This is a genomic window from uncultured Sphingomonas sp. (assembly GCF_937859915.1).
In the GTDB taxonomy this organism is placed as follows: domain Bacteria; phylum Pseudomonadota; class Alphaproteobacteria; order Sphingomonadales; family Sphingomonadaceae; genus Solisphingomonas.
The window spans coordinates 66445-88437 of the sequence record NZ_CALMAW010000118.1 but is presented as its reverse complement, the minus strand read 5'-3'; the positions used below and the strand labels follow the sequence as shown (position 1 = coordinate 88437).

Annotated in this window: 18 protein-coding genes; 13 read left to right on the top strand and 5 right to left on the bottom strand. The window is 68.8% G+C overall.

Annotation, left to right across the window (positions count from 1 at the left end; genetic code table 11):
- The 7 genes from Q0326_RS15645 (at position 1) to Q0326_RS15615 (ending at position 9847) form a co-directional block, all read left to right on the top strand.
- Positions 1 to 276, top strand: coding sequence for a type IV secretion system protein VirB3 (locus tag Q0326_RS15645; protein ID WP_298692170.1), 276 nt, complete (start codon positions 1 to 3; stop codon positions 274 to 276).
- Positions 273 to 2672 (top strand): VirB4 family type IV secretion/conjugal transfer ATPase, encoded by a 2400-nt coding sequence (locus tag Q0326_RS15640; protein ID WP_298692168.1) that lies wholly within the window; start codon positions 273 to 275, stop codon positions 2670 to 2672. The genes Q0326_RS15645 and Q0326_RS15640 overlap by 4 nt, the downstream gene beginning before the upstream one ends.
- Positions 2669 to 3865: a type IV secretion system protein gene (locus tag Q0326_RS15635; RefSeq protein WP_298692166.1), complete on the top strand. Its 1197-nt coding sequence runs from the start codon at positions 2669 to 2671 to the stop codon at positions 3863 to 3865. The genes Q0326_RS15640 and Q0326_RS15635 overlap by 4 nt, the downstream gene beginning before the upstream one ends.
- Positions 3862 to 4656: a TrbG/VirB9 family P-type conjugative transfer protein gene (locus tag Q0326_RS15630; protein ID WP_298692164.1), complete on the top strand. Its 795-nt coding sequence runs from the start codon at positions 3862 to 3864 to the stop codon at positions 4654 to 4656. Before Q0326_RS15635 ends, Q0326_RS15630 begins: the two co-directional genes overlap by 4 nt.
- Positions 4653 to 5723, top strand: a complete 1071-nt coding sequence (locus Q0326_RS15625) for a TrbI/VirB10 family protein (protein WP_298692162.1) — start codon at positions 4653 to 4655, stop codon at positions 5721 to 5723. Before Q0326_RS15630 ends, Q0326_RS15625 begins: the two co-directional genes overlap by 4 nt.
- Positions 5720 to 6694 (top strand): P-type DNA transfer ATPase VirB11, encoded by a 975-nt coding sequence (gene virB11 / locus Q0326_RS15620; protein ID WP_298692160.1) that lies wholly within the window; start codon positions 5720 to 5722, stop codon positions 6692 to 6694. Before Q0326_RS15625 ends, virB11 begins: the two co-directional genes overlap by 4 nt.
- Before the next feature lie 78 nt (positions 6695 to 6772).
- On the top strand, positions 6773 to 9847 hold the full coding sequence (locus Q0326_RS15615; RefSeq protein ID WP_298692158.1) for an autotransporter domain-containing protein: 3075 nt from the start codon (positions 6773 to 6775) through the stop codon (positions 9845 to 9847).
- 114 nt (positions 9848 to 9961) lie between these two features.
- On the opposite strand, the gene Q0326_RS15610 is transcribed toward Q0326_RS15615, so the two are convergent.
- Both Q0326_RS15610 and Q0326_RS15605 read right to left on the bottom strand, forming a co-directional pair.
- Complete coding sequence (locus tag Q0326_RS15610; protein WP_298692156.1) at positions 9962 to 11347, bottom strand: FAD-containing oxidoreductase; 1386 nt, start codon at positions 11345 to 11347, stop codon at positions 9962 to 9964.
- Complete coding sequence (locus Q0326_RS15605) at positions 11344 to 11799, bottom strand: DUF4126 domain-containing protein (protein ID WP_298692154.1); 456 nt, start codon at positions 11797 to 11799, stop codon at positions 11344 to 11346. The genes Q0326_RS15610 and Q0326_RS15605 overlap by 4 nt, the downstream gene beginning before the upstream one ends.
- Positions 11800 to 11911: 112 nt before the next feature.
- Between Q0326_RS15605 and Q0326_RS15600 the strand changes: the two genes are divergently transcribed.
- Positions 11912 to 12037: a hypothetical protein gene (locus Q0326_RS15600; protein WP_298692152.1), complete on the top strand. Its 126-nt coding sequence runs from the start codon at positions 11912 to 11914 to the stop codon at positions 12035 to 12037.
- Between the two features lie 102 nt (positions 12038 to 12139).
- Here Q0326_RS15600 and Q0326_RS15595 read toward each other — a convergent pair whose 3' ends face one another.
- The 3 genes from Q0326_RS15595 to Q0326_RS15585 form a co-directional block, all read right to left on the bottom strand.
- Positions 12140 to 14791, bottom strand: a complete 2652-nt coding sequence (locus Q0326_RS15595; RefSeq protein ID WP_298692150.1) for a TonB-dependent receptor — start codon at positions 14789 to 14791, stop codon at positions 12140 to 12142.
- 237 nt (positions 14792 to 15028) lie between these two features.
- Positions 15029 to 15583 carry an HD domain-containing protein gene (locus Q0326_RS15590; protein WP_298692148.1) on the bottom strand — a complete coding sequence of 185 codons (555 nt, stop codon included), beginning with the start codon at positions 15581 to 15583 and terminating at the stop codon, positions 15029 to 15031.
- A complete protein-coding gene (locus Q0326_RS15585) occupies positions 15580 to 16503 on the bottom strand; it encodes a LysR substrate-binding domain-containing protein (RefSeq protein WP_298692144.1) in 924 nt (307 codons plus the stop codon). Before Q0326_RS15585 ends, Q0326_RS15590 begins: the two co-directional genes overlap by 4 nt.
- A gap of 156 nt (positions 16504 to 16659) precedes the next feature.
- Here Q0326_RS15585 and Q0326_RS15580 point away from each other — a divergent pair, with 156 nt between their 5' ends.
- The 5 genes from Q0326_RS15580 (at position 16660) to Q0326_RS15560 (ending at position 21853) form a co-directional block, all read left to right on the top strand.
- Complete coding sequence (locus Q0326_RS15580) at positions 16660 to 17814, top strand: TIGR03364 family FAD-dependent oxidoreductase (RefSeq protein WP_298692142.1); 1155 nt, start codon at positions 16660 to 16662, stop codon at positions 17812 to 17814.
- Positions 17811 to 18623, top strand: coding sequence for a phosphonoacetaldehyde hydrolase (gene phnX / locus Q0326_RS15575; protein ID WP_298692139.1), 813 nt, complete (start codon positions 17811 to 17813; stop codon positions 18621 to 18623). The genes Q0326_RS15580 and phnX overlap by 4 nt, the downstream gene beginning before the upstream one ends.
- Entirely contained in the window at positions 18620 to 19441 is an 822-nt protein-coding gene (locus tag Q0326_RS15570) for a DUF5690 family protein (RefSeq protein ID WP_298692137.1), read from the top strand. Before phnX ends, Q0326_RS15570 begins: the two co-directional genes overlap by 4 nt.
- Entirely contained in the window at positions 19324 to 19806 is a 483-nt protein-coding gene (locus tag Q0326_RS15565) for an alkaline phosphatase family protein (protein ID WP_298692314.1), read from the top strand. The genes Q0326_RS15570 and Q0326_RS15565 overlap by 118 nt, the downstream gene beginning before the upstream one ends.
- Before the next feature lie 193 nt (positions 19807 to 19999).
- On the top strand, positions 20000 to 21853 hold the full coding sequence (locus Q0326_RS15560; protein WP_298692134.1) for a M1 family metallopeptidase: 1854 nt from the start codon (positions 20000 to 20002) through the stop codon (positions 21851 to 21853).
- Positions 21854 to 21993: the final 140 nt, after the last annotated feature.

Sequence of the window (21993 nt, the reverse complement as noted above, 5' to 3'; positions counted from 1 at the left end):
ATGAACCGCTCCCCGGTCTTCCGCGCGCTGACGCGACCACAGATGTTCGGCGGGGTGACCTACAGCTTCTTCGTGATCAACATGGGCGTCACCACCGAGGCGTTTCTGATCACGCGCAGCTTCTGGGCGTTGCCGGTGGCATTGCTCGTCCACGGCGTCGGCTATCTCGCCTGCCTGCGCGAACCGCGCATCTTCGACCTCTGGCTGACCAAGGTCAGCCGGACCCCGCGCATCCGCAACTGGAAGCGCTGGGGCTGCAACAGCTATACGCCATGACCAAATGGACCGGACCCGCGGCCTGGGGCCCCAAGGAAGCCAAGGCGGGCGACCGTCTGCCCTATGCGCGCCACCTCGACGCGACGACGCTGCGGCTGCGCGACGGCGCGGTGATGCGGATGATCCAGGTGCCGGGGCTGCCGTTCGAAACCGAGGACGACGATGCGCTCGATCATCACCTCGCGGTGCGCGAGACGATGCTGCGCTCGGTGCTCGACGCGCGCTTCGTCGTCTATCACCATGTCGTGCGGCGCCGCGTGACCGTGACGCTCGACGGTGTGCCCGAGGCTCCGTTCGCGGCACTGCTGCACGACCGCTGGCAGCGCCGGCTCGATGCCCGCCGGCTGTTCGTCAACGAACAGGTCTTGACCATCGTCCGCCGCCCCGCGCGCGGCAAGACCGGCTGGCCCGAGCGGATCAAGCGCAAGCTCGCCGGCAAGGCCGCCGAACCCGACACGTCCGACCTGCGCGCGCTCGACGCCGCCGCCACCGCGCTGATCGCGGCGCTCGAGGCTTATGGCGCGCGGCCGCTCGGTACGTATCAGGGCGTCGGCGGGCTCTGCTCCGAACCGCTCGAGATGCTCTCCGCCATCTATAATGGTGAGATGCGGCCGGTGCTGCTGCCGTCCGAGGAGACCGATCTCGGCCACCACATCCCTTATGCGCGCGTCTCGTTCGGGCTCGACGCGATCGAGACCGCGGGCGCGGGCGGCCGCAATTTTGCCGGCATGTTGTCGGTGAAGGACTATCCCGACGCGACCCGCGCCGGCCTCATCGACAACATCCTGCGCCTGCCGCACGAACTGGTGCTGACCGAGAGCTTCGCACCCGCCGATCGCCAGGTCGCACGCGAGCGGATCGATCTCGCCATCCGCCGCCTCCGTTCGGCCGACGAGGAAGCCGGCGCCGAACGCCGCGAGATGCTCACGGCGCGCGATGCGCTGGGCGCGGGCCAGGCTGGCTTTGGCGACCACCACCTCTCGCTGATGGTCCGCGCCGACGATCTCGCCAGCCTCGACGGCGCAATGGCCGCCGCCGGTGCCGCGCTCGCCGACATCGGCGCGGTCGCGGTCCGCGAGGACGTCAACATGGAGCCCTGCTTCTGGGGCCAGTTCCCCGGCAACGAGGCCTATCTGGTGCGCCGCGCGCTGATCTCGACCGCTAATGCGGCCGGCTTCCTGTCGCTGCACGGCATGCCGTTCGGCAAGCCCGAGGGCAATCACTGGGGCCCCGCCGCGACCGTGTTCGAGACGACCAGCGCCACCCCCTATTTCTTCAATTTCCACGAGGGCGACCTCGGCAATTTCACCGTGATCGGCCCCTCGGGTTCGGGCAAGACGGTGGTGCTCAACTTCCTCGCCGCGCAGGCGCAGAAGTTCGCGCCGCGCACGATCCTGTTCGACAAGGACCGCGGCGCCGAGATATTTCTCCGCGCCTGCGGCGGTCATTATGCGCAGCTTCAGCCGGGCCAGCCGACCGGCTTCAACCCGCTCGCGCTACCCGACACCCCAGTCAATCGCGGCTTCCTGCGCGACTGGCTCGGGCTGATGCTCGCCGCGCAAGGCCCCGACGAACTCGCCGCGGTCGCCGCCGCGATCGACGCCTGCATGGATGCCGACCCCGCCTTCCGCCGCTTGCGCTATTTCCGCGAACTGCTCGGCGGCGCGCGCCGTCCGGAAATGGGCGACCTGCCCTCGCGGCTCGATCCGTGGATCGGCCAAGGCGAGCACGCCTGGCTGTTCGACAATCCGGTCGACGCGCTCGATCTCGACGCGCGCACGCTCGGCTTCGACATGACCGCGCTGCTCGACAGCCCGACCTTGCGCACGCCGACGATGCTCTACCTCTTCCACCGCGTCGACGAACGTTTGAACGGCGAGCCGACGATGATCCTGATCGACGAGGGCTGGAAGGCGCTCGACGATCCCGTCTTCGCCGCGCGCATCCGCGGTTGGCTCAAGACCTTGCGCAAGCGCAACGCGCTGGTCGGCTTCGCGACGCAGTCGGCGCGCGATGCGCTCGACAGCCGCATCGCGAGCGCGATCGTCGAGCAGACCGCGACGATGATCTTCACCCCCAATCCACGCGCGCGGGCGGAAGACTATTGCGAGGGCTTCGGCCTGTCCGCGCACGAGCTCGAGCTGATCCGGCAATTGCCCGCGCACAGCCGCTGCTTTCTCGTCCGCCACGCCAATCATTCGGTGGTGGCGCGGCTCGATCTTGGCGGCGAGCCCGATCTGCTCACCGTGCTCTCGGGCCGCGAGGCGAGTGTCCGCAAGCTCGATCGGCTGCGCGAGGCGCATGGCGACGCGCCCGCCGCCTGGTTCGAGGCGCTGACCGGCACGCCGTGGCCCGCCACGGCGGACGCCATCCGCTATTCCGAGGCGGCGGAGTGACCTGCCCGGCGCTCGACATCGAGGGCGGCGGGCTGTCGCAGGCGCTGCGCGCGGTCGACTGCCGCACCGGCGAGGGCACGCAGATTGCCTTCGGCCGGCTGTTCGGCGAGCATGGCGCGCTGCTTCCCGCGCTGACCGGGCTGCTCACCCTCTATGTCGCGCTGTTCGCGATCGGGATACTGACCGGACGCACCCGGCTCGGCGTCGCCGCGCTCACCCCGCGGATGCTGACGCTGGGCCTGGTGCTGACCTTCGCGACCTCGTGGCTCGCCTATCAGCACGTCGTCTGGACGCTGGCGGTGGGCGCGCCCGACCAGCTCGCGACGATGATCGCGGGCACCCACGGCTCCGCCACCGATGCCTTCGCCGACAAGCTCGACATGGTCTTTACCGCGATCGCTGACAGCACCAAGCAGACGCCGACGAGCGCGATCTCGGCGGCGGGCGCGACCGCCAATGGCGCATCGCCCACCGGCATCTCGATCCTGTCCGCGCAGGGGCTGCTGTGGATATCCGGACTGATGCTGCTGGTCGGCACCGTCGGCGTGCTGGTCACCGCCAAGGTCGCGCTCGCGGCGCTGCTCGCGCTGGGACCGGTGTTCATCGTGCTGGTGCTGTTTCCCGGCACGCGCGGGCTGTTCGAGGGTTGGCTCAAGGCGGTGGTGTCGAGCGCGCTGGTGCCGCTGTTCACCGTGCTCATCGGCGGCGCGACGCTGACGCTGATCGCGCCGCTGATCCGCAACGCCTTGATGGACTCGAGCGAGGTCGCGACACGCAGCGCGACCGCGCTGTTCCTCGCCGCCTGCGTCTACAGCGCGCTGATGCTGATCGTCGCGCGCACCGCGGGCACGATCGTCTCCGGCTGGCGCATCCCCTTCCTGCAACCAGAGCCCGCCGCCGCGACGCTATCGCACGCGCCCATGGCGACGATCCTGCCGCCGCTCGCGAGCGGATCAGCGAGCGCGTCGCCGGCAAGCGAGCGGATGCGCTCGATGCTGGCGGCGCTGCCAGCCTCCGCAGGCGACACCGCCGCCGCCGCGGGCGGTCCGTCGTCGCATGTTCGTACCACCGTCATGGCCATCATGCCGACCAGCGCGATCGCCGCAGCACCGCGCACCGACAATCGTCTTCAGGGTGTCGGCAGCCGCTTCCGCTCCCGCCCCGAGACCCCGTCCAAGGCCCGCCTGTCATGAACCGCATCCTGCTGCTCGCCGCCTTGGTCGCGACGCCCGCGCTCGCCAAAGATCCGCGCATCGCGACGCGCTTCTACGATCCCGGCCAGATCGTCGTGGTCCGCGGCCACACCGGCATCCAGTCGACGATCGAATTCGGTCCCGACGAGCATATCGACAATGTCGCGGTCGGCGACTCGGCCGACTGGCAGGTGACGCCCAACAAACATGCCTCGCTGCTGTTCGTGAAGCCGATGCAGCCGACCGCGCACACCAACATGACCGTGGTGACCGACGAGCGCACCTATTTGTTCGATCTCGTCGCCTCGCCGGGCGCGACGCCGGTCTATGTCATGCGCTTCACCTATCCGCCCGAACCCAAGCGACCGATGCCGCCCGTCCCCGCCGTGGCGCTGACCCCCGAGCCGGCACCGCAGGTCGCCGACAAGGCACCCGCGCCGACCCCCGCCGATCTCAACTTCGGCTGGACCAGCGCCGGCGCGAAACAGCTGCTGCCGGCGCGCACCTTCGACGACGGCAGGGCGACGTGGCTCGCCTGGCCCAAGGACAGCGCGATGCCCGCGATCCTGGTGCGCGAGCCCAATGGCGAGGAAGGCCCGGTCAATTATCATGTGCAAGGCGACTATGTCGTGGTCGACGGCGTGCCCGCGCAGCTGGTGCTGCGCCAAGGCAAGCTGATCGCGACGCTCACCCCCTCGCCGCGACCGATTGCGCCTCAGGCGCTGCCGGCCATCCCGCCCCAGCCCGCGGCGCAGCCAAGCGTCGCGCAGACCGCGAGCGCCCGACCATGAGCACGCGTCCCCCGATCCTGTTGCGCCCGATCGAGGACATTGATCCGCGCCTCCATGCCGAGCCGCGCGACCTCGTCCTCGCCAGCCGCAACGCCTATCCGCTGGTCGCGCAGCAGGGCAAGAAATCCGATTCGACCGGCCTCGTCGCCGGCGCCGGGATTGCGCTGCTCCTCGGCGGCGTCACCTTCTGGTCGATGAGCGCGCACCGCACGCCGCCCGCGCCCAAGCCGGAGATGCTCGCGCCGGTCGCGCCGCCGCCCGTGCTGGCGCCGGTCGTCCCCTACCAGGCGACGCGCCCCGCGCCGTTGCCCTTCGCCGCACCGCAGGTGTCCGCGCCCGCGGTCGCGGCGGCGGCATCGCCCGCGATGGTGATCGACAATTCGCAGGCGCCCGGCGGCCAGACGGCGTCGATCGCTGCCGCCGTCCCCGCCAAGACTGGCGACGGCAAGACGGCGATTACCGGCGACGACAACGACCAGTTCGCGCTGCGCGTCGGCGGCACGTCCGACGTCGCCACCGCCGAGCCGATGCGCAGTCCATCGCTGACGGTGACGCAGGGCACGCTGATCCCCGCCGTGCTCGAAACCGCGATCGACACCGATCTGCCTGGCTATGTCCGCGCCGTGGTCAGCCGCGACGTGCGCGGATTCGACGGGAGCAAGGTGCTCATCCCGCGCTCCTCCCGGTTGATCGGCCAATATAAATCGGGGCTCGCCGACGGCCAGACGCGCGCCTACGTCATCTGGTCGCGACTGATCCGGCCGGACGGCGTGTCGGTCGCGCTCGGCTCGCCCGCGGTCGATTTCGAGGGCCGATCAGGGCTCGGCGGCAAGGTCGACAGCCATTTCCTCAAGCGCTTCGGCTCGGCGGTGCTGCTCTCGGTGGTCGGCGGGCTGTCGGCGATCAGCAATGCCTCGGTGGTCGTCTCGGGCGGGCAGAGCGCGGCGTCGGTGGCCGCACAGAACGACACCAAGATCGCGCCGACGGTGCGCGTGCCGCAGGGCCAGCCGATCCGCGTCTTCACCGCGCGCGACCTCGACTTCTCGACCGCGTCCGCGGGCGGATGAGCGGCGCGGTCGAAGCGATCGGCGGCGGCGTCTATCTCGACGCCTATCTGGCGCCGCTCAAGCCCTGGCTCGCGCGCGAGGATGTCAGCGAGATATTGATCAACCGCCCCGGCGAGATCTGGGTGGAGGCTGCCGGCCGCGGCATGGAGCGGATCGACCTTCCCGCACTCGACGATCGCCACCTGCGCCGCCTCGCCGAGCAGGTCGCGCGGATCAGCCATCAGGGTGTCAATCGCGAGCAGCCCTTGCTCGCCGCCGTCCTGCCCGACGGCGCGCGCGTGCAGTTCGTCGCGCCCTCCGCCACGCGCGCGCACTGGGCGCTCGCGATCCGCCGCCATCGCCTCGTCGACCTGCCGCTCTCGGCCTATGATCACGGCCCGCTTGCGCGCACGCAGACCGTTACGGCGTGGCCCGATCCGCAGACCGATCCGGTCGGCTTTCTGGTCCGCGCGGTCGGTGCGCGGCAGACGATCCTGGTCTCCGGCGGCACGTCGAGCGGCAAGACGACCTTCCTCAACGCGCTGCTGCGCGAGGTACCCGCGCACGAGCGCATCGTGCTGATCGAGGACACGCCGGAAATCCAGCTGCGCCACGCCAACAGCCTCGGTCTGGTCGCGGTCAAGGGCGAGCTCGGCGAGTCGCGTGCGGGCACCGACGATCTGCTCCAGGCGGCGCTCCGGCTGCGGCCCGATCGCATCGTGCTCGGCGAGCTGCGCGGCCGCGAGGTGGTCAGCTTCCTACGCGCGATCAACACCGGCCACCCCGGCTCCTTCTCGACCATTCACGCCAGTTCGCCGGCCGGCGCGCTCGAACAGCTTGTGTTGATGGTGATGCAGGCGGGGCTCGGACTCGGGCGCGACGACACGCTCGCCTATGCGCGATCGATGATCGACGTGATCGTCCAACTCGGCCGCGCCGACGGTCGCCGCGGCATCGTCGCGATCGACTGGATCGGGCGCGAACGGCGTTGAAAATCCACCGATCGCGTCACCGAGGCGTCATGCGCGCGGTCTAACCGGCATCGCAATAATCCAAGGGGAAACATCATCATGCGGAATCGGCACATCGTCGGCCTGTCCGGCGCGGTCTCCAGCCTGCTTGCGATCGCGGTCGCCACGACGCCCGCCGATGCGGCGGCGATCGTGGTCGCCAGCGGCACCACCGCAACCGCGCAGCAGACCGTCGGCGGCACCGACACGCTGACCGTCCAAGCGGGCGGCGCGATCGTGTCTCCGGCCGATCCCGCGGTGACCGAGAAGACCGCCGCGACCGGCGTGGTCATCACCAATGGCGGCACGATCCAGTCGACCGCCAGCGGTGGTCGCGCGATCAACGTCTCGGGCACCGCACTGCCGCGCACGATCACGCTCACCAACGCCGCGGGCGCGCTGATCACCTCGCAGGACGATGCGTTCCGCGTGAATCTCGACGTCAGCCAGGGCACGATCACCGTCAACAATGCGGGCACGATCAAGACCACCAACGGCGGCCAGGCGATCGATTTCGACGCGATCACGACGCCAGGCGCGACGGTGCGGATCAACAATCTCGCCGGCGGCGTGATCCAGAGCTTCGGCGCCGACGGCATCCGCTCGGGCCAGGGCTCGATCATCGACAATGCCGGCACGATCTTCGCCGACGGCGTGCTCGACGACAGCAACGACGGCATCGACATGCAGGCGCACACCGCCACCGTCATCAACGAGACGACCGGCGTGATCTCCGGCGAGCGCCACGGCATCACCAGCAGCACCGGGCTCACCGTCACCAACTTCGGCTCGATCACCGGTCGCAACGGCTCGGGGGTCGGATCGGACGGCAATGGCACGGTGGTCAATTTCGGTACGATCACCGGCGCCTATAACGGCGTCAGCGCCAACGGCGATGGCGACGGCGTCGACATCGATTTCATCGCCAACATCACCAACTCAGGTATCATCCAGGGCACCGGCGCCGCGGGTGTCGACAAGGGCGGCAATCCCAATTCGAGCGAAGGCATCGCGATCGGCGGCGGCACCGTCGTCAACAATGCCGGGGCGCTGATCAGCGGCCAGGGCAACGGCATCCTCGTCGACGACGGCGCGGGCGGATCGGCTGCGGGTGCCACCAGCATCACCAATGCGGGCACGATCCGCGGTGTCACCGGGGCGGGCATCACGTTGGTCGGCAATTTCAACGACACGATCGTCAATTCGGGGACGATCAGCGGCGGCAACGGCGTCGCGATCAGCATGGGTGCGGGCAACGACCAACTCACCCTTCTCCCCGGATCGACGATCATCGGCAGCGTCGACGGCGGCGCGGGCACCGATCAGGTCACGCTCGCCGGCACCGGCTTCGGCAGCTTCGCCGGCGCGACCAATTTCGAGCATCTCGACGTCGCATCGGGCGTCTGGACGCTGACCGGCGCCTCGACGTTCACCAACGGCACCAGCATCGATGCCGGCGCCGCGCTGACAGGCCCTGCGGCGGTGCTGATCGGATCGATCGCCGACAATGGCGCGCTGATCGTCAACCAGCCGACCGACGGCACGCTGACCGCGTCGCTCGCGGGCACCGGTCTGCTCGAGAAGACCGGCGCGGGCGTGCTGACGATCGGCTCGCAAAGCTTCACCGGGCGGACCGACGTCGTCAACGGCACGCTGCTGCTCAATGGTACGCTGGCCTCGGCGGTGACCGTCGAACAGGGGGCGAAGCTCGCCGGCACTGGCCAGATCGCGTCGGCGACGGTCAATGGCGGCGGCGTGCTGGCGCCCGGCGTCGGCACGCTCGTGATCACGGGCACCCTCAACCAGCAGGCCGGCTCGACCTATGCGGCCACCATCCTGCCCGGCGCGATCAGCAGCCGGATCGCGGTCGGGGGCACGGCGACGATCGGCAGCGCCGCGACGATCACGGTCGCGCGCGGCGCGGGCGATCTGCTGATCGGCACGCGCTATCTGCTGCTCACCGCGACCGGCGGCATCACCGGCAGCTACACGCTCGCGCAGACGCCGGTGAACGGCACCGAATTGCGGCTCGGCAGCACCGCCAACAGCGTGTTCGTCGATCTCGCACGCACCGGCGCCTCGCTGCAGACGCTCGCGGTCAATCCCAACCAGGCCAATGTCGCCGGCGTGTTCGGCGCGCTCGGCACCGGCAACGCCGCCTATGCCGCGCTGACGCTCGATCCGTCGGACGCGGGCGTCCGCAGCGCGCTGTCGCAGCTGTCGGGCGAGGTCCACGCCTCGGCACGGACCGCGATGGTCCACGACGCGATGCTCGTCGAGGGCGCCGCGATCGGCCGGCTCGACACCGGTGCCGCCCAGCCATCGGGGCTGTGGGGCCAGTTCCTCGGCAATCACGGCGAGGACAATGGCCGGCAAGGCGCGGCCGACACCGAGCGCAACACCTATGGCGGCATCGGCGGCTACGACATCGCGCTGCTCGGCAGCCTGCGGATCGGCGTCGCCGGCGGCTATACCCACACCAAGCTGACCGTCGACGACCGCGGCAGTTCGGCGCGGCTGCGCACCGGCCACGTGCTCGCCTATGCCGGCGGCGCTTATGGCGCGCTGCGCGCGCGCTTCGGCATCGGCTATGATTGGGGGCGGATCGACACCCGGCGTTCGCTGTCGTTCGGCGGCTTCTCCGATCTGGACGACGCGCGCTATGACGGCGACACGCTGCACGGCTTCGGCGAGCTCGGCTACGCGCTGCCGCTGGGCGGCGGCACGGTCCAGCCGTTCGTCGGCGGGTCGGCCTACCGCGTCCACACCGACGGCTTCGCCGAGACCGGTGGCGCGACTGCGCTCGACGGCGCGCGCCACACCGACTCGGTGCAATTCTCCGACGTCGGCCTCAAGATCGAGACGCCCGTGGTCGCGGCGGTCTCGGTCCATGCCGGGATCGCCTGGCAGCGCGCCTATGGCCGCATCGATCCGACCGCGATCCTGAGCTTTGCGGGCACCGCCGGCGCCTTCGCGGTGACCGGCGCCGGTCTCTCGCGCGACGCCGCCGCCGCAAGCGCCGACATCGCCTGGCAGCCCGCCCCCAAGCTTCGCATCAGCGCCGGCTACACCGGCCTGATGGGCGGCGCGGGCTCGGACAATGCGGGGCGGCTGACCTTAGGCGTCATGTTCTAGGCATGCCGGTCTGGCGCGCTGGCTAGTGGGGCGGAAGCAATCCCGACTGCCCGTCATTGCCAGGCGCGCAGCGCCGCGGCTCAAGGCGCGGTAGCGCGCGGCGGGAGCAGTCGGTTACGGTTCCTGCTTCGAAGGGGCGAGCCCGAGCAGGACGGTGGGGATCAGCTCGGACACGGTGGGGTGGATCGGCACGGCCCATCGCAGCGCCGCGATCGGCTGATCGGCGTTCATCATGTCGAGGATGCCGTGGATCGCCTCATCGCCGCCGGTGCCCAGGATCGCGGCGCCGAGGATACGCTGCGTTTCGGCGTCGGCGACGATCTTGATGAAGCCCTTGGTCTCGCCCTTTTCGACGGCCCGCCCGACCCGCGTCATCGGCCGCTTGGAGACCAGCAGTGGCCGGCCGCTCCGGCGGGCCTCGGCCTCGCTCAGGCCGACGCGGCCGAGCGGCGGATCGGTGTAGAGCGCATAGCCAAGCAGCCTCTGGCTGACCTTCCGGTCTTCGCCGTCGAGGAGGTTGGCGGCGACGATCTCGAAATCATTGTAGGCGGTGTGGGTGAAAGCGCCCCGGCCGTTGCAATCGCCCAGCGCCCAGATGCCCGCGACATTAGTCTGCAACCGGTCGTCCACCTCGATGTAACCGCGGGAGTCGGTCGCGACGCCGGCGACCTCCAGGCCCAGATCGTCGGTGTTCGGCCGCCGCCCGACCGCGAGCAGTACATGGCTGCCGATCACGGCGGGCTCGCCCGACGCGCAGTCGACCGACACCGACACGCCCCGCGGGTGAGCCTCGAAACCGATACAGTCGGCGCCGGTACGCACGACGATACCCTCATCCTGCAATATGTCGCGCACCGCGTCCGACGCGTCGGCGTCCTCATGCGCGATCAGCCGCTCGCCACGCTCGACAACCGTCACCGCCGCGCCGAAGCGCCGGTACATCTGCGCGAATTCCAGCCCGACATAGCTGCCGCCCACCACCACCAGATGATCGGGAACGCGGTCGAGCACGACCATGTCGGTGTTGTCGAGGTGCGGCACGTCGCCGACTCCCGGCATGTCGGGCACGGTCGCGCGCCCGCCGACATTGAGGAAGATGCGCGGCGCGGTGAGGGCCTCGCCGTCGACCTCGATAACGCCGGGCGCCGTGAAGCGCGCGTGGCCGCGCAGGAAGGTGAGCCCCTCCATGCTCTCCAGCCATTGTTCGTTGCTCGTCCGCGCCTTGGTCACCACCTTCTCAGCACGCGCGGCGACCGCGGGCATGTCGATGCCGACCGCCCCCGTCGAGACGCCGAACTCGGCCGCGCGCCGCGCGAGGTGGGCGGCATAGGCGCTGGCGACCAGCGTCTTCGTCGGCATGCAGCCGGTGTTGACGCAGGTGCCGCCGACCAGCTTGCGCTCGATCAGCGCGACCTTCATCCCCGCCGCGGTCAGCCGTCCGGCGAGCGGCGGCCCCGCCTGCCCCGCGCCAACGATGATCGCGTCGAAGGCGCGGCTCACAGCAGCAGCACGACCGCGGCCGAGCCCAGGATTGCGACCGCATCCTCAATCAGCGCGGCCGGCCGATCGCTGCCGAACGCGGCTGCCATCCTGCCGCGCAGCGCCGCACCGCCCAGCGTGCCGATCACCGCGCCCAAGAGACCGAGCAGCAGCCCCATGAACCACGAGCCCACGCCGCTGCCGATCGCCGCGCCGGCGACGCTGCCGGTCACCAGCCGCGCACCGAACTGCACCGGCACCTTGCGGCTCGGCGTCGACGGCAACTGGTCGGTCACCAGCTCGCCCACCGCGAGCAGCGAGAGGATCCAAGGAGTGAACCGGTAGCCAAGGAAGGCAAGCCAGCTGCCGTCGAGCTGAAGTCGGCCCGCCGAGGCGGCCCAGGCGGCGGCGGCGGGTGCCATCATCGCGCGCAATCCCGCGACGATGCCGATGACGAAGGCGAGGACGATCATGCCGAAGTCCTTTCAGGGTGCGGCACCAAGGGGTGTCACGGTCCGCGTCCGGCGGCAAGCATCATCACCGACCTATTCAAGCACGTGCGCGCTTGGTCGACGCCGGACCGGCATGCTGCTGCTCGCCGGCCAGCGAAGCGGCGTCGACCGCCGCCCCGTTGCGGCGATGCGCCGCGCCATGATCACCGCCAAGCAGGCGGTATCGGTTCACGCGCCTGGCGATCGCCGCCGCGAATGAGCGTCAGGACATGTCGCGCGGTCGCGACACGAGCCTCGCGGATCGCTTGTCGGTCCCGATAGGAGGGCAGGTGTCGGCCCCTGCCCTCGCATCATCCGATCGTCAGAAGGTGTAGCCGATCCGCAGACCGTAGGTCATCGGGCGGACTACCACCTCGGACTTGATGAACTGGGCCGACGAGGTGAAGGTGCTGGCGTGGCTGTTGCTCAGATTTTCGCCGAACAGCGACGCTGTCCAGGCGTCGCGCTGGATGCCCACCGAGGCGTCGAGCAGGGCATAGCCCGACATCCGGTAACGCAGCAGCGTCGTGCCCGGGATCAACACGCCCTCGCCCGACGGATAGGTCGAAGGCTGGTTGTAAGTGGGCCCGGTATAGGAGACCCCGCCCGATACGAAATAGCCGAGACGGGCTGCACCCGTCCATTCGTAGCGCGCGCGCAGATCGGCCTGCACATGCGGTGCGTAGGGCAGGCTCGACCCTTCCGAGCCGAACGGGCTCTGCAGCGGTATGGCGGCACCGTTGCTGTAATAGGAGGTGATGCACTTGCCGAAGCTGGTCGACCCCGTGACGTTCGAGATGAAGCAAGGCGAGGAGACCTGCTTGCTGTCATTGTAGGTCGCGCCGAGTTGCACGCTGAACCCCGAGATCGGCCGGGCGACGACCTGGGCCTCGATGCCCTTGACGTGGAAATTGGCACCGTTGGTCACGAAGCTGGTGTTGCCGAAGCCGCCGGCCGGATTGAAGAAACCGATCTGCACATTGTCCCAGTCCATATAATAGGCTGAGAGGTTGAGCTGGACCTTGTGATCGAAGAGATCGGTCTTGAGACCGACCTCATAGTTCGTAAGCGTGTCCGGCTTGTAGCCGTTGGGGCGCAGCAGCTGCGCGGTGCCGTTGACGTCGGGCAGGATCAGCTTGGTCGCCCGGTTGAAGCCGCCCGGGCGGAAGCCCTGGCTGAAGGTCGCATAGACCAGCGTGTGGTCGAACGGCTTCCACGACAGCGACGCACGGCTCTTGAAGCCATGATAGACGACATGGTCGTTGCTCGCGTCGATATTGACGTTGCCGGACCCGGCGACCGTGCAGACGAGCGTCTCGTAGCAATTGCTCGCATAGGTCTCGAACTGGGAACCGACCTCGAACTCCTTATAATGATAATAGCGGGTGCCGGCGGTGAGCGTGAGATTGGGCAGGATGTCGAAATCGACCGAGCCGAAGAAGGCATATTGGTCGTAGCCCCGCTGCACGTCCTCGCCGAACGCGGTGTTGTTGGGCTCGAGGCCCGGCTGGTTGGCAGTCGAGCCCGGGACGGTCTGCACCACGCCCGAACAGGCGGCAGCCGTCGCGATCAGCGAGGTCGTGCAGGTTGGAATGGTCTTATAGTCGAAATTCATCACGTCCTTGATGCGGAAGCGCTCTTCATAGGCGCCGACGATCAGGCGGATGCGCTTGTCTTCGGGGGTCGAGAGGCGTACCTCGTTGCTCAGATGCGTATTCTTGACGGTATCGTGCCAATAGGCGACCGGCGAGTAGCAGAAGGGCGCCCCCGTGCCCCAGCCCGTGCTGCCGCCGGTGCACTGATAATACATGCCGCCGCCGGTACGCGAATAGTTGGAATAGTCCTGCTGAGTCTCGATGTGGCGGTCCATATAGGCGCCTGTGTAGACGAGCTTGAGGTCGCCGATCTTGCCGTTGAGCGTCCAGGCGGTATTGGTATATTTGTCCTTGTTGTAGCTCGGTGTGAACACCGTCGTCTGCAGCTTGCCGAGCGGCTGGAAGTCGGAGCCCGTGGGATAGGTGGCGAAGGTCCCTTCGGCATCCATCTTCTGGTAGCTCTCGGAGATCAGCAGGTCCCAATCGGTGTCGATCGCCCATTTCGCGGAGACGCGGCCGCCGGTATAATCGACCGGATTGAAATTATTCTTCGCCAGGGCGTAATTGTTATACTGGCCGTCGTTAGACTGCTGGCTCGCCGGCAGGGTCTTGCCGCCATTGTTGAGATAGTGGTTGCCCGTGTCCGTATCGGCGCGGGTGAAGGTGCTCGGCACGTTGTCGATATAGCCGCCGCGGTGGTCGTCATAGACGACGGCGCGGATCGCCAGCTTGTCCTGGATGATGGGGACGTTGATCGTGGCGTTGAACGAGCCGTTGGGCGCGCCGCCGACGGTGCCGCCCGCGCTGCCCTCGATATGCCCGCCGAACTTGTCGAGATTGGGCTTGTTGGTGATATAGCGCACCGCGCCCGCCTCGGCGCCGCCGCCGAACAGCGTGCCCTGCGGCCCCTCGAGCACTTCGACGCGCTCCATGTCCGCCATGTAGACATCGGCGTTGCGCGCCGGGAACTGCATCGACTGATCGTCGAGATACAGCGCGACGTTGGGGAAGTAGGCGATCGTCGCCGACGACTGGTTGCCCGCAAAGCCGGTCGACAGGCCGCGCATGAAGATCGCGCCCGAGCCGGGGCCGTTGCTGCTGAAAGTGACGTTGGGGGTATATTTGAGCAAGTCGTTGAAGGTCGTGACATTGAGCTTGGACAGCGTGTCCCCGCTGAACGCCTGGACGGTCAACGGCACCTTCTGGATGCTCTCGGTGCGGCGCTGCGCCGTGACGACGATGTCGCCATTGGCAATTTCGGGCGCCGGAGCGTCAGCCGCTGTCGCTGCGGTCGCCGCGGTCGCGGTGTCGGCGGCGTGCGCCGCAGTCGTACCCAGCAATGCGACGAGCGCACAGGAAATGAGATAGTCGGCCTTCATGATAACGCCCCCAAGTCGTATAATTACGAACCCTGGGGCGCCTCTCGTCTGAATCGGCGCCGCAATGCCAAGTCTTTGGCTGAATGGCATGCATAGATCAGAACTATGGCCGATTGTGCTGCGATGTCATACCGCTGTCACTCGTCATCGCTAGGAATTGAGACGGCTGACTGTTGCGCGTTCGACCGCTTGCGGAGCAGCAAGGCATGGCGGCCGGCCCGCCGCCTCGCGACGCGACTAGGCGCCGCGCGCCGGAGCGATCGCAAGCTCACGCATCAGGGGGATATAGTCGACGAACACGCGGTTCGCGGACTCGTCGCGCTTGCCCATGTCGTCGAAGCGGCGAAGCGAGACGGCGTCCCGCCAATGCGGCAGGCGCTCGAAGGCGCGTGCCTCGGCCTCGTCGAAGGCGCCGCCCTGAAGGGCAAGCGACGTCCGCGATGCACGGCTCAATCCCGACAGATATGTCGGCTCGGTACGGCAGAGGTAGCGCTTGGCCGACACGTGCAGCGCGACGGGATCGGACACGGCGGGATGAAACAGCGTCTCGAGCGCCCGGGCGCCCGCCTGCTCGTGGCGGTCGTCGACGGTCAGATCGTCCGGATCGACGAGCAGATGCCCGATATCATGGAGTAGCGATGCGATAACGAGGTGCGGCGACGCCCCCGCGGCCTCTGCCTGCATCGCGCACTGCAGCGCATGTTCGGTCTGCGTCACGCCTTCGCCATAGGTCCGTCCGCCGCGCAGCGCGTAGAGCGCGACGATTTCGTCGATGCTGGACACAGGGCTCATGACGGCATCTTCTGGCAGTGGGCGTCGCCCGATAGGGGCGCCCGCTCGCGGATATCACACACGACCTGCTTGAGCGCGCGCATCAGGCTGCTGCGGCGGCGTTCGCTCTGGCAGAGCAGGAAGCCGCGCAGTTCGTAGGTGTCGCGGCCGGTGTCGAGCGGGCGATAGCAGATACGCCGGTCCGGGGGACATTCCGAGGCGAAGAAGATGCTGATACCCAGGCCCAGCGCGATCGCCTCGCGGATCGTCTCGCGGCCCTGGAATTCGAGGATTGTCGCCGGCACGATCCCGGCATCCGCGAGCACGCGTTCGGTGAAGGCGCGCGTCTTCGACGTTGGCTCGCGCGACAGCAGCACCTCGTCGGCGAACGCCGCGACCGGGATGGCGTCGAGCACGGCGAGGCGATGACCGATCGGCACCGCGCAGCTCAGTCGATCGGTATAGAGCGGATCATAGCTGAACATCGCATCGCCCGGCGGATCGCTCGCCAGCGCCGCATCGATCTGCGCCTCGCTCAGCCATTGCATGACCTCCTTGGCGTTGCCCATGCGCACCTGCACGCCGGTCTGCGGATGGCTTTTCCGGAAGCGGTCGACCACCCGCGCCGCATAGAGCGGGGAATCGGCACCGAGGCGCAGCACGCCGCCGGTCAGCCCCGAGGTCTCGCCAAGCATATCGTCAATGTCCGAGGCGGTGGCGAACAGCCTTTGCGTGAGCGTGAACAGGTCGCGACCCGCGGGGCTGAGCTTGAGCGGCGACTTGCGATTTTCGAACAGCGAGACCGCATGCCGGGCCTCGAGCGCCTTCAGCTGCTGCGACAGCGTCGGCTGCGAGACGTTGAGGCGCCGCGCGGCGCGCGACACGCCGCGCTCGACCGCGATCGCGTGGAACGCCCGAAGATGCTGATAGCTTGCCGCCATGCCCGGGCGCTATCGCGACGCCGTGACGGATCCGTGACGATTGCTGCCACGCCGCATAGATGCCGCCTATGTGCGACATTCGTGCAATGACTTGGCGCGGACCGCGCGATCGGCCGACACGGAACCCATCCCTGGATATGTGATGTGGAGAGGCGCTTGCCCGAAACCTCGTTCGATGTTGCCATAGTCGGCGCCGGCATTGTCGGGCTCGCGCATGCGCTTGCCGCGAGCCGCCGTGGTCTGCGCGTGATCGTGCTCGACCGCGACGCGCAGGCCAATGGCGCCTCGGTCCGCAATTTTGGCTTCGTCACCGTGACCGGACAGGAACAGGGCGCGGTCTGGCGGCGCGCGCGCCGGTCGCGCGCGATCTGGGCGGAGGTGGCCGGACCGGCGGGGATCGCGATCGAGCAGCAGGGCCTTCTGATGGTCGCACAGCGACCCGAGGCCGAGGCGGTGCTTGATGCCTTTTTGCGCACCGACATGGCCGAGGACTGCATCCGGCTCGATCGCGCCGCCACGCAGGCCCGGCTGGGCCCGGCGACGCTGGCCCGCCTCGCGGGCGGATTGTTCAGCCCGGTCGACCTGCGCGTCGAGTCGCGTGATGCGGTTCCCGCGCTCGCACGGTGGCTCGAGGCGAGCGGGCGCGTCACGATCCGGCGCGGTGTTGCGGTGCACGGCGTCGGCACCGGTCGTATCGAGACCAGCGCCGGCACCCTCCATGCCGAGGCGATCGTGGTCTGCCCCGGCGACGATCTCGCGACCCTGTTCCCCGAGACGCTGGCGAAGGGCGGGCTGACCCGCTGCAAGCTGCAGATGCTGCGGCTCGCCTCGCCGGGTTACCGCCTGCCCGCGACGCTGATGTCCGATCTCAGCCTGGTGCGCTATCTCGGCTATGCCGCGCTGCCCGAGGCCGCCGCGTTGCGGACGCGGCTCGAGGCGGAGCAACCCGCGCATCTCGCGCACGGTATCCACCTGATCGTCGCGCAGGGCGCCGACGGCAGCCTGATCGTCGGCGACAGCCACGATTATGCGCAGACCCCCGATCCGTTCGCATCCGAGACCGTCGAGCGCCTCATCCTCGACGAATTCGCCGCCCTGTTCGGCACCGTCCCGCCGGTGACCGAACGGTGGATCGGCACCTATGCCTCGGCGCGGACCCACAGCCTCGTCGAGACGCCCGCCGAGGGCGTACGGCTCGTCGTCGTGACCAGCGGCACCGGCGCGTCGACCGGCTTTGCGCTTGCCGAAGAGGTGATCGGTGGCCTGATCGACCAGGCCATCACCAATCAGACCATGGGAGCCGATGCATGACGTTTGCGATCCGAGCCGTCATCCTCGACTGGGCGGGGACGATGATCGATCATGGCAGCCGCGCGCCGGTCGTCGCGCTGCTCCGCCTGTTCGAGCAGGCGGGCGTGCCGATCACCGAGGCCGAAGCCCGCGCCGAGATGGGCCGCGCCAAACGCGATCATATCCGAGCGATCCTGGCGATGCCGCGCGTCGATCGCGAGTGGCGCGCGGCGCATGGTGTCGCGCCGGACGAGACCGACGTCACGCGGCTCCACGATGCGGTCGCGCCGATCATGCGCGCGGCGGCGCGCGACTGCGCCGCGTTGATCCCCGGCGCGCTTGCGCTCGTCGAGCGGCTGCGCGCGCACAATGTGCCGATCGCCTCCTGCACGGGCTACACGCGCGAGATGATGGCGGACATCCTGCCGCTTGCCGCCGCGCAAGGCTATGCCCCCGACGTCCTCGTCTGCTCCGGCGAGACCGCGGCGGGGCGCCCCTCCCCGCTGATGCTGTGGAAGGCCTTGGTCGAGCTCGGCGTCTGGCCTGCCTGGTCCTGCGTGAAGGTCGACGACGCGACGGTCGGGATCGGCGAGGGCAAGGCGGCGGGAAGCTGGACGGTCGGTGTCGCGGCCTCGGGCAATGGCATCGGGCTGACCTATGACGAGCTGCTGGCGCTGCCGCAGGATGAGCAGGCGCGGCAGATCGGGGCCGCCTCCGATGCGCTGCGCGACGCCGGTGCGGATTATGTCGTCGACAGCGTCGCCGATCTCTGGCCGGTGCTCGAGACGATCGCCGCGCGGATCGCCGACGGGCAGCGACCCCCGGCATGACCGCCGTCGCCGCCGCCTTCGCGCCGCCGCCGATCCGCGAAGGCGCGGTGATGCGCTGGCTGCGCACAGCGCCACCGACGCTGTTCGCGCTGTACGGCGGGCTGTCGGCCTTCCTGACCTATTTCGCGATGTACGCCTATCGCAAGCCCTTCTCGGCGGCGGGCTATGCGCATGTCGCGGGCTGGCCGTTCGCGATCGACTTCAAGATCACGCTCGTCATCGCCCAGGTCGCGGGATACGCGCTGTCCAAGATCATCGGGGTGAAGGTCGTCTCCGAGATGCCGCCCGCGCGGCGCGCCGGCGCGATCCTGCTGCTGATCGGCATCGCCGAATTGGCGCTGCTCGGTTTCGCCGTTCTGCCCGCAATCGTCGGTGTCGCCGCACTCTTCCTCAACGGCCTTGCGCTAGGCATGATCTGGGGGCTGGTGTTCGGCTTCCTCGAAGGCCGGCGACTGTCCGAGGTGCTCGGCGCAATGCTGTGCGCGACGTTCATCCTCTCCTCGGGCGTGGTCAAGTCGGCGGGCGAGGCGCTGCTCGTCGGCGGCTGGGCAAGCGAACGCTGGATGCCCGCCGCCACCGGCCTGCTGTTTGCGCCGCTGCTGCTGGCTTCGGTCTGGGCGCTGGCGCAGCTGCCGCCACCCGACGCGCAGGACGAGATCGAGCGCACCCCGCGCACGCCGATGGACGGGGCGATGCCGCGATCAGCCCGGATCGCGTCGTCCGCCTCGACCGGATCGCGCCGGCGGGCAGCTATCGCTGGATCACCGGCGGTCCTTATGCCGGGGTCGATGCCGTCGCGGGGCACGGGGCGGAGCTGACCGCGGCGCTGGCCGGCGCCCATGATCATGTCCACTGCTGGCCGAAGGCGGCGCTGCCCGCGCGCTTTCATTACGGCCGCAATCCGCGCGTCCCCGACATCATCTGCTTGGCCGACATCGGCTGGACGATCGCCAACGGGCCGCCCGGCGACGGCAAGGACCCCGACAAGGGCGGGCACGGCTTCGATCCCGCCGCGCCGGAGATGCAGGCGATCTTCATCGCCAACGGCCCGGACTTCGTGCCGGCGGTGCTGCCCGGCTTCGACAATGTCGACGTCTATCCGCTGGTGATGACGCTGCTCGGCATCGCGCCGCTCCCCAATGACGGCACGCTGGCGCCGTTCGCGGGCGCGCTGCGGCGCTGAGCGGCGCCGGCGCATCCTCGTACCGGTCGGTGATCCCGCCTCGGCGCGCCTCGGGTAGCGCGGATCGGCCATCGGATGTCTTCGTCGTCCCGGCTTCCGCTGCGATGACGATCGAGGACGGGCGCGCTTACGATTGCACGATGGCGGTGGATACGCTCTAGCCATGCGTCGTCTCTGGGTCGAAGGTCTCGTCATGCGCTCTCTCCTCGCCGCCGTCTCGCTGCTCCCGCTGATCGCAGCGGCCGATCCGCCCTCGCCGATCCTGACGACGCCCGAGGCGCACGACGCGCTCAGCTATGCCGAGCCGCAGGTCGCGCGCGTCGTCCATGTCGATCTCGATCTCGCCGCCGATTTTTCGACGCACACGATGGCGGGCACCGCGACGCTCGACATCCTCGCCGCACCCGGCGCGACGCGGATCGTGCTCGACGACAGCAAGCTGGCGATCGCGAGCATCACCGACACGGCGGGCCGTCCGCTGCACTGGTCGGTCGGCGCCAGCGATCCGTACAAGGGCGCGCCGCTGACCGTCGAGATCGGCGCCGCGCGGAAAATCGTGATCCGCTATCGCTCGAGCCCCGACGCGGGCGCGCTGCAATGGCTCACCCCGGCGCTGACCGCGGGCAAGGCGAAACCCTATCTGTTCAGCCAGGGTGAATCGATCAACAACCGCAGCTGGATCCCGACGCAGGACAGCCCCGGCATCCGCCAGAGCTGGACCGCGAAGATCACCGTCCCGCAGGAGCTGAGCGCGGTGATGAGCGCCGAGCGGCTGACCCCGGACGGCGAGCCCGCCGGCCCCGGCCGGCACAGCTATCGCTTCCGGATGGACCATAATGTCCCGCCCTATCTGATCGCGCTCGCGGTCGGCGACCTCGCCTTCCGTCCGCTGGCCGGGCGCACCGGCGTCTACACCGAGCCGACGATGCTCGATCGCGCAGCGCATGAGCTCACCGACACCGAGAAGATGGTCGATGCCGCGGAGGCGCTCTACGGCCCCTATCGCTGGGGCCGCTACGACGTGCTCGTGCTGCCGCCCTCCTTCCCGTTCGGCGGGATGGAGAATCCGACGCTGACCTTCGCGACGCCGACGATCATCACCGGCGACAAGTCCAACGTCGACGTGATCGCGCACGAGCTCGCGCACAGCTGGTCGGGCAATCTGGTGACCAACGCGACCTGGTCGGACTCGTGGCTCAACGAGGGCTTCACCGTCTATTTCGAGAACCGCATCGACGAGGCGGTCTACGGCAAGGAACGCGCCGCGACGCTCGCCGACCTGTCGTGGGACAATCTCCAGCGCGACATCAAGGCCGCCGGCGGCCCGAATGCGCCCGGCACGAGGCTGCACGGCGATCCCGAGGGCGCCTATGGCGAGATGGACTATAACAAGGGCTCGACCTTTCTGCGCACGATCGAACAGGCGGTCGGCCGGCCGCGCTGGGACGCCTATCTCAAGGGCTATTTCGATCGCCACGCCTTCCAGCCGCAGACGACCGCCGGCTTCCTCGCCGACCTGCGCGCCCATCTGATCAAGGGCGATGCCGCGCTCGAGGCCAGCCTCCAGCTCGATCGCTGGGCGTATCAGCCAGGGCTGCCCGACAATGCGGTGCATGTCCGCTCGGCGACGCTGGCGCGGATCGACACCGTCGTCGCCGCCTTCGACAAGGGCGCGCCGGTGGCCTCGATCGACACGACGCATTGGTCGACGCAGGAATGGCTGCGCTTCCTCGACAGCCTGCCGCGCACGCAGACCGCCGCGCGCCTCGCCGAGATGGACAAGGGTTTCGCCCTGTCCACCTCACCCAATGCCTATCTGCGCTCGGCCTGGTTCGCGCTGGCGATCGGCAACCGCTACGATCCGATCGTGCCCGCGCTCGACCAGTATCTCGGCAGCGTCGGCCGCCAGCTGCTGATCGTGCCGCTCTACCGCGATCTCGAATCGCAGGGCGACTGGGGCAAGCCGATCGCGCGGCGCATCTATGCGCACGCCCGCCCGACCTATCATCCGCTCACCGCCGCCGCGATCGACAAGATCCTGTCCTGAACGACCATAGACCGTCATCCTGAACTCGTTTCAGGATCCCGCCCCAATAAGCGCGAAGTCTTGAAGAGGCGGGATGCTGAAACAAGTTCAGCATGACGGAAGAAAGGGCGCCGGCCTTTACATTCTGAGCGAGCGTCACA